Source organism: Arthrobacter sp. NPDC058130, from assembly GCF_042884475.1.
GTDB lineage: Bacteria > Actinomycetota > Actinomycetes > Actinomycetales > Micrococcaceae > Arthrobacter.
This window is the reverse complement of the sequence record NZ_JBHVTV010000002.1, coordinates 754,613-766,717: the sequence shown is the minus strand read 5'-3', so window position 1 is coordinate 766,717 and position 12,105 is coordinate 754,613. Positions and strand designations below refer to the sequence as shown.

Below are 12,105 nucleotides of genomic sequence, written 5' to 3'. Positions count from 1 at the left end.
TCCCGCCCGGGGTGCCGGTGGCGCGTTCGACCAGGTCATCGGCCATCAGCTGCCCCCGGCCCCTCGGGTCGCCGGCGTTGCGGAGGGTGTCTGCGTGCCGGGCCAGGGCGGTGTAGACGGCCACGCCGGCGGCGACCGGGAGCAGGGCGCTGAGCCGGCACATGGTGTCCGGGGCGGGGCGGAGGCTGACGTGCCGTTCGGTGGCGGCGTGCGCGGCGCGCTGGGTGACGGTGCGGGGATCCCGGCGGTAGGCGGCGGATCTGGCAGCCGCGATCAGGGACCGGTCGCCTACGCCGTCGAACGTGCCGGTGTCGGCGGCGAGTTCGTCGTCGACGGCGGCCCGGTCCGCCGCGGCCAGGCCGGCGGTCTCGCGCACCAGCAGGGTGGCGCGCCATTCGTTCAGCCGTCCGGTTTCGAGGGCGGTGAGGGCGTGCGGCATTTCGGTCACGAGGGCTTTGGCCAGGCCGAGGAGCCGGCCGCCTTTGGCGGGGGATTCGCGCCGGGCGAGGGCGATCTGCGCGCCGATCCCGGCGCCGAGGTCTTTGGCGGCGGTGCCGGCGGCGGCCTGTTCGCGGCGCTGGTCGGCATCGAAGCTGACGGCGATCCGGGCCTGCGCGGCGGCCGCGGCCGATTTCACGTCTTCCAGTTCCCGGAGCTGGTCGATCATTCCCGGGCTGTCCGTGGCCGGGCGGATGGCGGACAGCATGCGGACCAGGTCCCCGGCGGCCATCGGCCCGGCGGCCGCGGTCCCGGGCTGGACCGGAACCGGGGCCGGACCGGAAGCGGCGCGGCCGAAGCCGGTATCGCCGTGTCCTGCCGGAACCACTTCGGGCCCCTGATTGCCGTCCATGAATCCAGTCTTTCAGGGACCACTGACATTTCTAACGCGGAGCCAGAGTGGGCGGGCAACAGCAGGCCATGTGGGCGGACGTCGGTGGGCGGCGCCGCAATTAGTGGCGCTGATGTCGTCGGTTCAAAATGATTTCAGACACCGCTGGGCGCCTTTGCATGACCCCAAAATAGCCGGCCCGCGTTCCCCCGTGCAGGATACCTGTGGGACCCTTGCCGGAAATCTGACTTCGGAGGAGGATGATCGGCACAGTGGAGGAGGTCCTTCATGACCGAGCTTGGCAAATTTGAGAAGTATCTGATTGAGGAATTCTTCGACGACTACCGCTCCGGCGCTATGAGTCACCGGACATTCACGCGGCGGGTGGCCTTTATTATGGGCAGCATGGCGGCGGCATCGGCGGCCATGCTCCTGGTTGGCTGCACGGCCGAGGAAGTTCCCCGCAGCACCGATCCCATGCCGACGCCGACGCCGACGTCGATGCCGACGTCGTCGGGCTCCGGTGGTGCGTCCGCAGGCGCAGTGCCGGGAGCCAAGAGCCCGTTGTCCGTCCCGGAGGGCGCGCCAGGACTTACGACGGCGACGGTGCAGTTTGCTTCGGGTGGTACGAATATCAGTGCCTATCTCGCCCGGCCCGAGTCGGGTCAGGCCGGTCCAGCAGTTCTGGTCTGTCATGAGAACCGCGGGCTGACCCCGCATATCCAGGATGTTGCGCGCCGCTTCGCCAAAGCAGGATACGCGGCGCTGGCCCTGGACCTGCTGAGCCGGGAAGGCGGTACCGCGGGCATGGACCCCGACGCCGTCCCTGGGGCGCTAACCCAGGCCGGGGCCCAGCGGCACGTCTCGGACTTCGCCGCCGGTTTCGATTACCTGAACTCCCAGGACTTCGTTGACCAGGGACGGATCGCCATGAACGGCTTCTGCTTTGGCGGTGGCATCACCTGGCAGTCGGCGACGGCCATCCCTGGCCTGAAGGCGACGTCAGCGTTCTACGGACCAGCACCTGATCTTGACAAGATTCCGGCCATCAAGGCGGCCGTCTTCGGCGTCTACGCCGAACTGGACCAGCGGATCACCGGCGCCATGCCGGCCTTCCGGGATGCCTTGGCCAAGACTGATGTCAGGAACGAGCTCAAGGTCTATCCCGGCGTGGACCACGCCTTCCACAATGACACCGGACCACGCTACAACCAGGAGCAGGCGACGGCGGCGTGGAACGACACGCTCGCCTGGTTCAGCAGGTATGTGTGAGGGCAAGTATGTGTAAGGGCATGGCCGGGACATGTCCCGACCGGATGGAGGCACGATGTTCGCAAAGCGCAGGGCTGCGGCGCTGACCGCGGCAGGCGCCTTGGCCCTCGCCGGGTGTGGCGCCGCGCCCGACCTGGGCCGGGCGGGCCCCATGGGCCGGGCAGCCGCCCTGTCCGGCGTGACTCAGGCCCTGTCCGGCGTGACCCGAACCCTGTCCGGGGGCACCCAAGCCGCCGTGTCCGACGGGACCCAAGCCGCCGTCGTCCGCGGCTGGGGGCCTGTGGTGGCAGGGGACGAGTTCAGTTACGCCGGGCCGCCTGACCGCGCGAAATGGAAGGTCTACACGGGCCCGGGGCACGCGGGCAAGGGGATCCGAAGTCCGAACGCGTTTGCGGTAGGCGGCGGCGTCGTGACCGTCAGCGGCGACGCGGCAGGCACCACGGGCGGCATGTCGGCCAGGTTTGCCCATCAACAATACGGCCGCTGGGAAACCCGGATGAGAACGAGTGCGCGGGACATGCAATATCATCCGGTCATACTCTTGTGGCCGAACCAAAACAAATCGCCCACCTGTGCCGAGATTGACTATGCGGAAGGCACCTGGGATACCACCATGATTGGGTTCAACCTGCATCACGCCTGTAGCGGCCCAGACTTCCAGAGCCGGGACGCGCGGGCTATCGACACGACCCAGTGGCACAACTATGCCGTGGAGTGGACCCCCGCCGGGATCACCGGATACCTCGACGGGTCACTGTGGTTTGCGGACCTGAACCCGGCGCATCAGCCTACGGTCGGGATGCACCAAACGGTGCAGCTTGACTGGTTCCCCAACGGGACCCCCACCAAACCCAGCCAGATGCAGGTCGACTGGATCCGCGTCTACAAGTGAGCGTTGCGCTTACTCACCCGAGGCAATGTCACGCTGGATTGGTTGGGCCGGTTCGGCAGCCTCCGACATCCCCTCAAACGGCCCGCCCAGGGCTTTCAGCGCCGTGAGGTGTTCCATCAGGGCGAGTTCCGGGTGTCCGGGATGCGCAGCAATATGCTGGCGAAGCAACTCGCGGGCCCGGTCGTGTTCCGGGGCGGTGTCGGCGAGGACGGCTTCAATGATCCTGGCGGACTGATGTCTGATTCCGGCAGCAGAAGCGGCATGCTCCGCACCGGATCTCAGTCCATCGAGATCCTGTTCTTCGGGGCGTCCTGGAGTGGACGAGGGCTCCACCGACATGGCTATTCCTTTGATCAACGTTCCGGCTGAGCCCGGAACCGGTCTGCCGCCTTCCCCCCACCCCGGGTCGGGGACCCGGATCCGAAGACGGACCACCGAGACAAACGATACAACGACGCAGGGCGGGCAACCTTAACTTGAGCGAAGTTTTCGCCAAGATGATGCACAAGTTGCGATGCGGACCGCCGGGCTGCACCTGGATTGGTCATCTCCCCGAAAAGACCCGGAAATACTCGCCGAGTAGCCTCGCAGCAAGGAATCCGTTCGAAAGGTAGTGCATCATGCGTGTTGGACTGATCCGGGTGATGACGACGTCGGACCGACGCCTGCTCCACGCCCACGGGAAACTCCTGCAGGAGGCATTCGGATTTACCGTCACCTCCCGCTGCATTCCGGACCAGCCGTCCGGCGTTTACGACCAGGCGTCGCTGGAGTCTGCGGCACCGAAAGTAGTCCAGTTGGCGCGGGAAATGGCCGGGGACGCCGACGCCCTGATTGTCAGCTGCGCATCCGATCCTGGGCTGGCCGCCACCCGGGCGGCCGTGGATATCCCGGTCATCGGGGCGGGCTCCGCGGCCGCGGCCGCAGCACTGACCTTTGGCGGACGGATCGGCGTCCTGGGACTCGGCGCCCATGTGCCGGGCCCGATCGCGGAAGCACTGGGCGAACGCATGCTGCTCATCGACGGGGCCGGGCGCGTTGAAACGCCTGACGAGTTCCTGATGCCTGCCGGGATTTTCGACGCCCTCGCCGCAGCCCACATGCTGGTTGATGCCGGCGCCGACGTCATTGTCCAGGCCAGCACTGGCCTGAGCAGCATCGGCATGGCGGGCGTGCTCCGCCGCCAGCTCGGAGTTCCGGTCATCGACGCCGTGACGGCAGCCGGGTCCATGCTGGTCGCAGCGGTGGTTCCCCGGGAGCTTCAGGCGGTTTGAGGTCGGTTGCCGGCGGCGTGCCTCGGCCAACGACAAGTCAGCCCCGCGCCCCTTCTGGGGTGCGGGGCTGACGGGTTGCCTGAGCCGGTCTACTTGTAGACGCGGACCCAGTCCACCTGCATCTGTGAAGGCTTGGTGGCCGATCCGTCAGGGAACCAGTCCAGCTGCAGCGTCTGGTGCATGCCCACGGAGGGCAGGTGCGCGGTGTTCGTGTCGGAGAAGGTCTTCACGCCGTCGATGTAGCCGGTGATGCCGGACGGGGTCCACTCCACCGCGTAGTTGTGCCACTGCGTGGTGTCGATCGTCTTCGCCGATGTGGTCTGGAAGTTCGAACCACCGCAGGCGTAGTGCAGGAAGAACTTGATCTGGGCGGTGTTGGTGCTGCCCTCGGCGTAGTCGATCTCGGCGCAGTTGGGGGAGGTGTTGTTGTTAGGCCACAGGATCAGCACCGGGTGGTACTTCGGGTCCCGGGCGCTGGTCCGCATGCGCGTCTCCCACTTGCCGTACTTCTGTTGCGCAAACTTGGCCGACATGCCGCCGGTGGTGCCGGCCGAGTTGCCGCTGACCGTGGCCACGCCATTGGCAACCGACCACGCCTGCGGGCTCCGTACGCCCTTGCCGGCATGTCCGGACCCCTTGAAGACGCTCCACTTCGTGGAATCGGGGGCGCCGGCCTTGGTGAACTCGTCGCCCGCAACAACCGCACCCCAGCCGCGGGCAGTGGCGGCCTGCGAGCCATCGCCCGTCGCGGCGACGGCGGCTTGGGCGGCAACGGGCGCAGCGGCTTGGGAAGAAACCGGCGCGGCAGCCGGCTTCGCGGCGGGGACGACCTTCGAGGTCGACGTCGACCCCGTAGCGGCTGCGGTTTGAGCGCCAACAGTGGCGGCGGGTGCCGGGGGCGCGACGGCGGCGGCTGGTGCCGCCTCAACTCCGGGTTCCGTCGGGGCAGCTGGGGCACTGCCGGCGGGTTTGGCGGCAGCCCCGGTCGCCGCCGCCTTGGGGCTGGTGGCCGCCGACGATGTGGAGGCCGCGGCGGCGCCCGAGGCCTGGGTAGCCGTCGAAGAGGCTGCGGCTCCGGTCGTGGACGCGGCGCCGCACCCGGTCAGGGACAACGCACCCAGGGTCAGCGCGATGGCGACCTTGTTGAGCTGCTGGTTCTTGGGCTGTGCTTTTTTGAACGGTGTTTGCTTAAACAACGGACCCCTCCGGGCTTTGTGACTGGCACACACAACCGTCGCGGCCAGGGCGTCGGCGAGTGCGGGAAGCTTCATCCGGCCCCTGCCTCAAGGGCATGGGCGAGCAGACGCCGAACGGCGCAACCGGGGCCGGCATACGGGCGCTCCGGGGCCCTGCATTCGGGCCAGGCCTTCACGGCCAGTCGTTTACGTTACCGGAACGTTACCTTGGTCCGCAAGCCTCCCAGCGGTGCGCGACGGGCTGGATGGTGCATGGCACCTTCGCCCCCAAGGTCCCTCCGCTACGCACAGCTGGGCTGATATTTCGGGTTGCCCGGCCTGCCCGCCGGCTGGCCAAGCGCGTCCGAGACGAGGCGTTGGGTGACGGGGTCGTTCGGAGCCTGGCCATGGTCACTCACGTCGGTTGGGCACTTGTCCTGGATGGTGATGTTGGTGACCTGCCGGCGAGGGCCGGCAAGGAACTGACTGGGGTAGGGCGTCACCACCGCGTCGTGCGTCGTCGAAATCACGGTGTACGCGGGGCCGGGAACTGTGTCGCCAATGGAGTTGAGTTCGGTGAGGAATGGTGAACCTGCTTGCTGGTCGACGCAGGCTTGGCAAATGGAGCCTCCCACGGAGGTCGCCCGCTGAATGCTGTCCAGCGACGGCGTGATCAGACCGCGGGTGCCGTGGTTGGACGGCGCAATGCCCACGAGGTGGTTCACCTTGTTCGCGCCGCCGAGGAATCCGAGGTAGTAGCGGGGCATCATGCCGCCCTGGCTGTGTCCGACGAGATCAACCTTCCTGGCGCCCGTCGAGGCCAGCACTGTATCGACAAACGAGGCGAGTTGCCGGGCCGAGTCTGCCACAGGACCCGTGGCGTAGACGCCGTTGGTCGCACCATAATTCAGCGCGAAAACACAGTAGCCTTGGCTTTTTAGCGCTGGCGAAAGCGTCGCCCATCTCGTCGCCATGTTCGCAAATGTTCCCGGCACCAGGATCACCGGGTAGGGGTGGGCTGTCGACGGCTTGCAAGACCAGTCATTCGCACCGGGCGGCGAAACGTCGGCGGTTTGGGCCAGGGCTGCCGGCATGCCCGTCATGGATGCGCAAAGGAGTGCCAGGGTTGCGAGTGCCGCGGGCGTTCTGCGGTGGGACACGGAATACCTCTTCAACTGGACGCGTCAGCTGTGACGGTCTGTCTGATTGGCAGTGAGGTGGAGGATCCGCCCCGGCGGTGATCCGTCTCACTTCCATCGCTTCATGTTAAGAATGGCCCTCCACGGACGCTGTCACGTTGCACGTTTGTGCGGGCCTTTGGGCTGGAGGTGCGATCTGTCTGCCTAGATGGACCGCGCGGCTGCACAATTGTGCATATGTCGGGCTTAGGCGGGTCTGCCGCCCCACAGCCGGCGCACTTTCCGGGAAAGAATGGACGGGTGAGTGAGGCTGGCGAATTCATCGACCTCTCGCTGCAGCGGGAAGGCTCCTGGCACCGCGCCGACGAGCTGGCGTCACGGCTGGAACAGGAGCCGGGAGGCCGCGGACTCCGGTTCTACGGTGCCTCCGTGGGTGCCGTGCGCGGAACCGTCAGGGATGCCGGTCGCCGCTATCCCGGTCTGTCCCGCGATGAAATCACTGCGTTGAGCTCCGAACTGTGGGGCTCGCAGTTGTCGGCAGCACCGGTTTTTGAACGCCGCCTCGCGGCCGTGGTCCTGCTGCAGACCAATGTGAAGCTGCTGACCAATTCCGACCTCACCCGGCTGGAGGGTTTCATTCGGGAGGCGCGGCTGCGGGACCTTGTGGATCCGCTCGCCATCGACGTCGTCGGTCCCCTGGTGGACGGACTCGACGTCCTGGCCAGGGTGCGGGCCGACAGCGTGCTGGACCGGTGGGTGCGCGAGCCCGATGCCTGGTTGCGCCGGGCAGCGCTGCTCTCGCCGCTGCTGGCGCTGCGCGCCGGCGCGGGGGACTGGGACCGGTTCATCCGTCACGCTGCCGCGGTGCTCGGCGGGCCCTCCGGGGAGTTGACCGCCGACGTCGGTGCGGTCCGGGAAGCGGTGTCCCGCGTCCGGACTGAGATGGCCACGAGGCGACCCGAGCTGCCATTCACGCCCGTAGGGTGACGATCTAAAACAGCCGGCCCGGGTGCGTCCTTTCGGGTCCTTCAGGCCCTCGCCCCGTTCAATCCTTGGGCCCGCCCGGCCCTCCGCTCCCACCTGGCCCGCCTGGCCCGACCGCGCTGCTGCCGGTATCGCCGGACCTGCCGGCGGCATTTGCGGGCAGCGAGAAACCCCTGGCGGCCCGTGACCCGGCGACGGCGCTCGCGGCTATGGTGACCAGCGCGCCCACCAGCAGGGCCGCGGCCTCGCCGGGGAGTAGGACCTGGAGCTGCGTCCCGATGCTCGCCGCCGCGGCAGGTATGCCGAGTTGGGCTGCCGACAGCACTCCGAGGGACAGCGGGAGCCCCAGTACCACCAGGGTGGTGTGCGTCAACAGGGCGCCGACGCCCAGCGCCACACCGAGGGCGATCATGTCCGGATGTCCGGCCAGGTCCTTGAGGGTCAGTGATGCGCCCAGCCAGACGAAGAACACCGGACCCAGGAAGCCGTCGCTGAGGGCGAACAGTTGCCGGGCCAGGCGCCTCGGTTCGCCGACGGCGGCCACCGCCAGGCCGAGGGAAAAGCCCGCCAACATCACGGACACGTTGCTCCACGTCGCGACCGCTGCCAGGGCGAAGAGGACCACCAGTTGGATCCGCAGCTCGAGGGCAAACTTGCGGCTTTCCGAAAGTCGGTGCAGGCGCCCGTTGATTCCCCTGCGATCAAGCCAGCGCAGTACGACAAAGATAACCACCGCGCAGCCGGTCACCGTGAGCACGCCCAGCGCCGCCCGGAGAGCGTGCGGCGGGTCCACCACGAGCGGCAGCGCCACTATGCAGGCTATGTCCGCGACGGCCACCTGCGCGGTCATGGCGATGACATGGGGTCCGCCGAGCCGCAGGGAATCGAAGATCGGGAGGACCAGCGCCGCTGAGGAAGAGGCCAGCAGCACCGCGTAGAGGGGAGCATGTCCAGTCCCGAAGAGCAGGCCGATGCCGATGCCGACCGCCACCGCTGCCGCAGCGCACGCAGCGGCGCGGCGGGAACCACTGCCGAGGGCGGAGCGGATCTGCGGATCCCGCACGGGAACATGGGTTCCGGCCACAAACATCATCAGAGCAAACCCGATATTGGCCAGCAGGCTGAACGTCGGGTCCGCCGGATCAACCAGGGCCAGGCCCGAGCGCCCGATCGCGATGCCCGCCAGCAGTTCGCCCAGTACCACCGGCAAGCGCCAGCGCACCGGCAGCGCCAGGAGGGGGCCGGCCAGTGCGACGACGGCGATCAGCGCCAGGGCAAGGAACGTCACGGCTCGCCCCTGCGGCCCTGCCCGGGGCCACTCGGGGCGGCAGGCCCGACCCGGGTGACGGCGTCCGTGGCCGTCGGGTCCTTCGTCATGGAATGAGATTAGTCCCGTTGACCGTGCAGCGGGCCGGGGTTCCCAATCAGTTTGCTGACCGCCGCTCCACCACCGCGTACGCCTTTCCGTCCAGGAAGGCCCAGTCATTGACAACCATGTATCCGAGCGAGTCCACCCGGTCATTGAGGACGTGTTCGTCGAAGCCCCTGTCGCGCGGTTCCGCATCCCAGGTGGCCACGTGGACGTCCCGGCCGTCCAGGACCAGCAGCTCGGTATTGACGTCGAAATCCTCCTTGGGCTGATTGCTCAACTGGCAGATGGCGACACACAGGCGGTTCATTTTGGGCCTCCGCTTCGAGGTGGTGCTGATGGCATCATCCTACGTTCGGATGCTGCGCCGCCCCATGGGCAGTTGGTGGGCAGCACTGTGGCCTCCGTTACCTGAATGTGACATTGGCGTGCGGTTCGCGTTACGGTGGTTAAGTGCCTGTTGTTTCCAATACGGGCGCTCCCCAGCCGATTGCCTAACTCTGCCGCGGCCCGGGGGTAACTCGCATCGACGCCGGCAGAGACGGGGAAACCACTTTTGGCCTGCTGCCACGCAGGTCTTGGGGTGAAGCCGCACAGCGCCCGCCATGACGGGCCCGGGAGTGCGGCCGGGTGACTCCCATCCGAATCCGACAGCTCACCTCGCAGGCATTGGGAGAGGCTACATCCATGTCTTCAATCAGTACTTTTGCGCGCCATACAGCCGTTCTCGCCGCCGCCTCCGGGCTGGTGCTCACGGGCTCGATGGCCGCCAACGCCGCCCCGGCACCCGTGCAGCGGGACTCCGCTCCGGCGTCGAACGTGAACGTCGCGGGACAGGTCAGCGCTCCCGTCAGCGCCGATTCCAGCGTCAAGATCAGCTTCGACCGCCCCGCGGTGGCCTCCGTCGCCGCACCGGTCATCGAACAGCCCGTTGCCGCGGCACCGGCTCCCGCAGCTGCCCCGGTTGCAGCGCCTGCAGCAGCACCCAAGGCAACCGTGCAGGTGCAGGCCGCTCCCGTTGCCGCGCCGGCTGCGGCGCCTGCCGGCGGACGCAACGCCATCATGCTCGCTGCCGCCTACAGCCAGGTGGGCATCACCCAGGACTGCACCGCCATGGTGGAAAAGGCCCTTGGCGCGGCAGGCAAGCCCGTTGGCGACATCGGTCCCCGGGCATTCCTTGGCCTCGGAACCGTTGTGGGCACCCCGCAGCCTGGCGACATGGTGGTCCAGTCCGGCCACGTGGGCATCTACGCCGGCAACGGCCAGGTGGTCAGTGGCGGCATGAACGGCAAGAACCAGACGATGGTCCACCCGCTGTCCTGGCTCACGGCGACCGGTGGCGTGACCTTCGTCCGCGCCTAGGCCGTACGGCCCACGGGGCTAGACAGTCCGGAAAGACCGGCGATCGTTTTCCTTGGGGGCAACGATCGCCGGTCTTTTCCGTGCCCGAAGTCTATGCCCGGGACTCCGGTGACCGGCCCGCGGTCCGCACGCTAGGGATTCCCGCTTCCGGCCAGCGGAAGCGTCAATTTCATGACCGTTCCCTCGGCACCCGTCGCGGCCACTTCGACGGCGCCACCCGCAGCAACGGCGATCTCCCGGACCAAAGCCAGGCCGATGCCAAAGCTCCGCTGTCCGTGTGTGCCGCCGGTGCTGGGGGTCCGCACGAAGCGGTCAAAGATCCGGGCCTGGTCCACGCCGGTGATTCCGGTTCCTGTGTCCGCGACGGTGATCACCGCGCTGTTGTGCTCGATCGAAGTCCTGATGGTCACACGGCCGCCCGGAGGAGTGTGGGCGAGGGCGTTGTCCGCCAGGGCCAGCACGGCGCGGCGCAGCGCATTTTTCTCGATCCGGGCCAATGGCCGGGCGTCGGCGGAGAAATCCATGCTCACCTCGCGCTGGTCGGCCACCAATTGGAGGCTCCCGGCGACGCCTGCGGCGGCGTCGGCCAGATCGGCAGGGGGTGCGGAGCGGTCCGGGACGTCGGCCGTCGCCGCCAGTAGCAGTTCGTTGACAATCCCGGTCAGCGTCGCAGCGTCCTCCCGGATCCGGGCCAGGTCCTGGCTTTGCCGGGAGCCGGGCACCGTGGTGCGCTGGGCGAGCTGGATCCTGGTGTCCAGGATGGTCAGCGGCGTTCGCAGTTCGTGGCTCGCGTCCTGGACGAAGCGCCGTTGCCTGGCCAGGGCATCACCGAGGGGGCGGATGGCGCTGCGCGCGCTGAGCCACCCGACAATGCCGGCCAGCAGGATTCCCGCCACGCCGGCGATGAGCATGGCTTCGAGGACATCCTTGGAATCCAGGTAGGCGTAGGCCGTCCCGGCCGCTGCCGAGCCCGGAACTTCAGGATGGGCCAACTGGTTCATCAGGTACAGCGCCGTGGCGGAGAGGAGCCCGAGGACCATGACCGCGCACGCGGCGCTGATCCGCAGCGCGACCTTGAGCGAGGCCTTGCGCAGTATCGTGTGGTCCGGATTTCCGCCGGGGACCCCGCCGCTATTCATGAGCGTCGCCAATCTGGTAACCCACGCCGTGAACTGTACGGATGACGGCCTTGGAAATCTTCCGGCGCAGGTGATGGACATAGGTATCGATCACGCCGGGCTGGTCCGAGGCGTGGAAGTACGCCGCGAGGAGCTCGTCCCGGGTGAACACCCGGTCGGGTTCCGCGGCCAGGGCTGCCAGCAGCTGGCATTCTTTCGCGGTCAGCGGCACCGTGTGCCCATAGACGGACCGGACGGAGCGCTGCGTCGGGTCCAGTTCCCAGTCCCCGATCGTCACCTGAGCCGGGGCCGGAGAGGTGAAGGTGCGCGTCAGTGCGCGCAGGCGGGCCGCCAGCTCTCCGGCGTCGAACGGTTTGGTCACGTAGTCGTTGGCCCCCGCATCCAGGCCCCGGACCTTCTGGTCGGCATCGCCCAGAGCGGTCAGGATCAGGATGGGCGTACCAATGCCTTTCGACCGCAACGCCGCGATAAGGGCGATGCCGTCCATCACGGGCAGCCCGCGGTCGATCACCATGACGTCCCAGGCGCCGGTCAGCCCGTGATGAAGACCATCACGGCCATTGGTGGCCAGCTGGACCCGGTAGTCCGGGTCGAGGAGCTCGGCGATGAGCGGCCCCAGGACAGCGTCGTCCTCGACGAGCAGCAGGGCCGGGCGGTCAGCAGTTGTCAT

General features: G+C 67.8%; 13 protein-coding genes and 1 riboswitch. Of the genes, 5 read left to right on the top strand and 8 right to left on the bottom strand.

What is annotated here, in order from left to right; genetic code table 11:
- Positions 1 to 850, bottom strand: an 850-nt coding sequence (locus ACFVTM_RS07675) for a DUF222 domain-containing protein (RefSeq protein ID WP_390202794.1), incomplete at its 3' end; no start/stop codon positions are given.
- A 267-nt stretch (positions 851 to 1,117) separates the two neighbouring features.
- Between ACFVTM_RS07675 and ACFVTM_RS07670 the strand changes: the two genes are divergently transcribed.
- Complete coding sequence (locus ACFVTM_RS07670; protein ID WP_390202793.1) at positions 1,118 to 2,101, top strand: dienelactone hydrolase family protein; 984 nt, start codon at positions 1,118 to 1,120, stop codon at positions 2,099 to 2,101.
- Between the two features lie 55 nt (positions 2,102 to 2,156).
- A complete protein-coding gene (locus ACFVTM_RS07665) occupies positions 2,157 to 2,993 on the top strand; it encodes a glycoside hydrolase family 16 protein (protein WP_390202792.1) in 837 nt (278 codons plus the stop codon).
- 9 nt (positions 2,994 to 3,002) lie between these two features.
- On the opposite strand, the gene ACFVTM_RS07660 is transcribed toward ACFVTM_RS07665, so the two are convergent.
- Positions 3,003 to 3,332: a hypothetical protein gene (locus ACFVTM_RS07660; protein WP_390202791.1), complete on the bottom strand. Its 330-nt coding sequence runs from the start codon at positions 3,330 to 3,332 to the stop codon at positions 3,003 to 3,005.
- 281 nt (positions 3,333 to 3,613) lie between these two features.
- Between ACFVTM_RS07660 and ACFVTM_RS07655 the strand changes: the two genes are divergently transcribed.
- Positions 3,614 to 4,267 carry an aspartate/glutamate racemase family protein gene (locus tag ACFVTM_RS07655; protein WP_390202790.1) on the top strand — a complete coding sequence of 218 codons (654 nt, stop codon included), beginning with the start codon at positions 3,614 to 3,616 and terminating at the stop codon, positions 4,265 to 4,267.
- A gap of 89 nt (positions 4,268 to 4,356) precedes the next feature.
- On the opposite strand, the gene ACFVTM_RS07650 is transcribed toward ACFVTM_RS07655, so the two are convergent.
- Together ACFVTM_RS07650 and ACFVTM_RS07645 are read right to left on the bottom strand one after the other, a co-directional pair.
- Positions 4,357 to 5,463 (bottom strand): glycoside hydrolase family 16 protein, encoded by a 1,107-nt coding sequence (locus ACFVTM_RS07650; RefSeq protein WP_390202789.1) that lies wholly within the window; start codon positions 5,461 to 5,463, stop codon positions 4,357 to 4,359.
- Between the two features lie 281 nt (positions 5,464 to 5,744).
- Positions 5,745 to 6,602, bottom strand: coding sequence for an esterase/lipase family protein (locus ACFVTM_RS07645; RefSeq protein ID WP_390202788.1), 858 nt, complete (start codon positions 6,600 to 6,602; stop codon positions 5,745 to 5,747).
- A 279-nt stretch (positions 6,603 to 6,881) separates the two neighbouring features.
- Between ACFVTM_RS07645 and ACFVTM_RS07640 the strand changes: the two genes are divergently transcribed.
- Positions 6,882 to 7,568 (top strand): DNA alkylation repair protein, encoded by a 687-nt coding sequence (locus tag ACFVTM_RS07640; protein ID WP_390202787.1) that lies wholly within the window; start codon positions 6,882 to 6,884, stop codon positions 7,566 to 7,568.
- A gap of 58 nt (positions 7,569 to 7,626) precedes the next feature.
- Here ACFVTM_RS07640 and ACFVTM_RS07635 read toward each other — a convergent pair whose 3' ends face one another.
- Positions 7,627 to 8,853: a cation:proton antiporter gene (locus ACFVTM_RS07635; RefSeq protein WP_390202786.1), complete on the bottom strand. Its 1,227-nt coding sequence runs from the start codon at positions 8,851 to 8,853 to the stop codon at positions 7,627 to 7,629.
- A gap of 136 nt (positions 8,854 to 8,989) precedes the next feature.
- On the bottom strand, positions 8,990 to 9,244 hold the full coding sequence (locus ACFVTM_RS07630; protein WP_390202784.1) for a hypothetical protein: 255 nt from the start codon (positions 9,242 to 9,244) through the stop codon (positions 8,990 to 8,992).
- 171 nt (positions 9,245 to 9,415) lie between these two features.
- Positions 9,416 to 9,617: riboswitch (cyclic di-AMP (ydaO/yuaA leader) on the top strand.
- A gap of 4 nt (positions 9,618 to 9,621) precedes the next feature.
- On the opposite strand from ACFVTM_RS07630, the gene ACFVTM_RS07625 reads away from it, so the two are divergent.
- Positions 9,622 to 10,296 carry a hypothetical protein gene (locus tag ACFVTM_RS07625; protein WP_390202783.1) on the top strand — a complete coding sequence of 225 codons (675 nt, stop codon included), beginning with the start codon at positions 9,622 to 9,624 and terminating at the stop codon, positions 10,294 to 10,296.
- 131 nt (positions 10,297 to 10,427) lie between these two features.
- Here the strand turns inward: ACFVTM_RS07625 and ACFVTM_RS07620 are convergent, their stop codons facing one another.
- Entirely contained in the window at positions 10,428 to 11,435 is a 1,008-nt protein-coding gene (locus ACFVTM_RS07620) for a sensor histidine kinase (protein WP_390202782.1), read from the bottom strand.
- Positions 11,428 to 12,105, bottom strand: a complete 678-nt coding sequence (locus ACFVTM_RS07615) for a response regulator transcription factor (protein WP_390202781.1) — start codon at positions 12,103 to 12,105, stop codon at positions 11,428 to 11,430. Before ACFVTM_RS07615 ends, ACFVTM_RS07620 begins: the two co-directional genes overlap by 8 nt.

What these genes read in the sequence shown, in the direction of transcription:
- ACFVTM_RS07670 (WP_390202793.1), top strand. Translation starts at nt 1,118, where the DNA reads ATGACCGAGCTTGGCAAATTTGAGAAGTATCTGATTGAGGAATTCTTC.
- ACFVTM_RS07665 (WP_390202792.1), top strand. Translation starts at nt 2,157, where the DNA reads ATGTTCGCAAAGCGCAGGGCTGCGGCGCTGACCGCGGCAGGCGCCTTG.
- ACFVTM_RS07660 (WP_390202791.1), bottom strand. Translation starts at nt 3,332, where the DNA reads ATGTCGGTGGAGCCCTCGTCCACTCCAGGACGCCCCGAAGAACAGGAT.
- ACFVTM_RS07655 (WP_390202790.1), top strand. Translation starts at nt 3,614, where the DNA reads ATGCGTGTTGGACTGATCCGGGTGATGACGACGTCGGACCGACGCCTG.
- ACFVTM_RS07630 (WP_390202784.1), bottom strand. Translation starts at nt 9,244, where the DNA reads ATGAACCGCCTGTGTGTCGCCATCTGCCAGTTGAGCAATCAGCCCAAG.
- ACFVTM_RS07625 (WP_390202783.1), top strand. Translation starts at nt 9,622, where the DNA reads ATGTCTTCAATCAGTACTTTTGCGCGCCATACAGCCGTTCTCGCCGCC.
- ACFVTM_RS07620 (WP_390202782.1), bottom strand. Translation starts at nt 11,435, where the DNA reads ATGAATAGCGGCGGGGTCCCCGGCGGAAATCCGGACCACACGATACTG.
- ACFVTM_RS07615 (WP_390202781.1), bottom strand. Translation starts at nt 12,105, where the DNA reads ATGACAACTGCTGACCGCCCGGCCCTGCTGCTCGTCGAGGACGACGCT.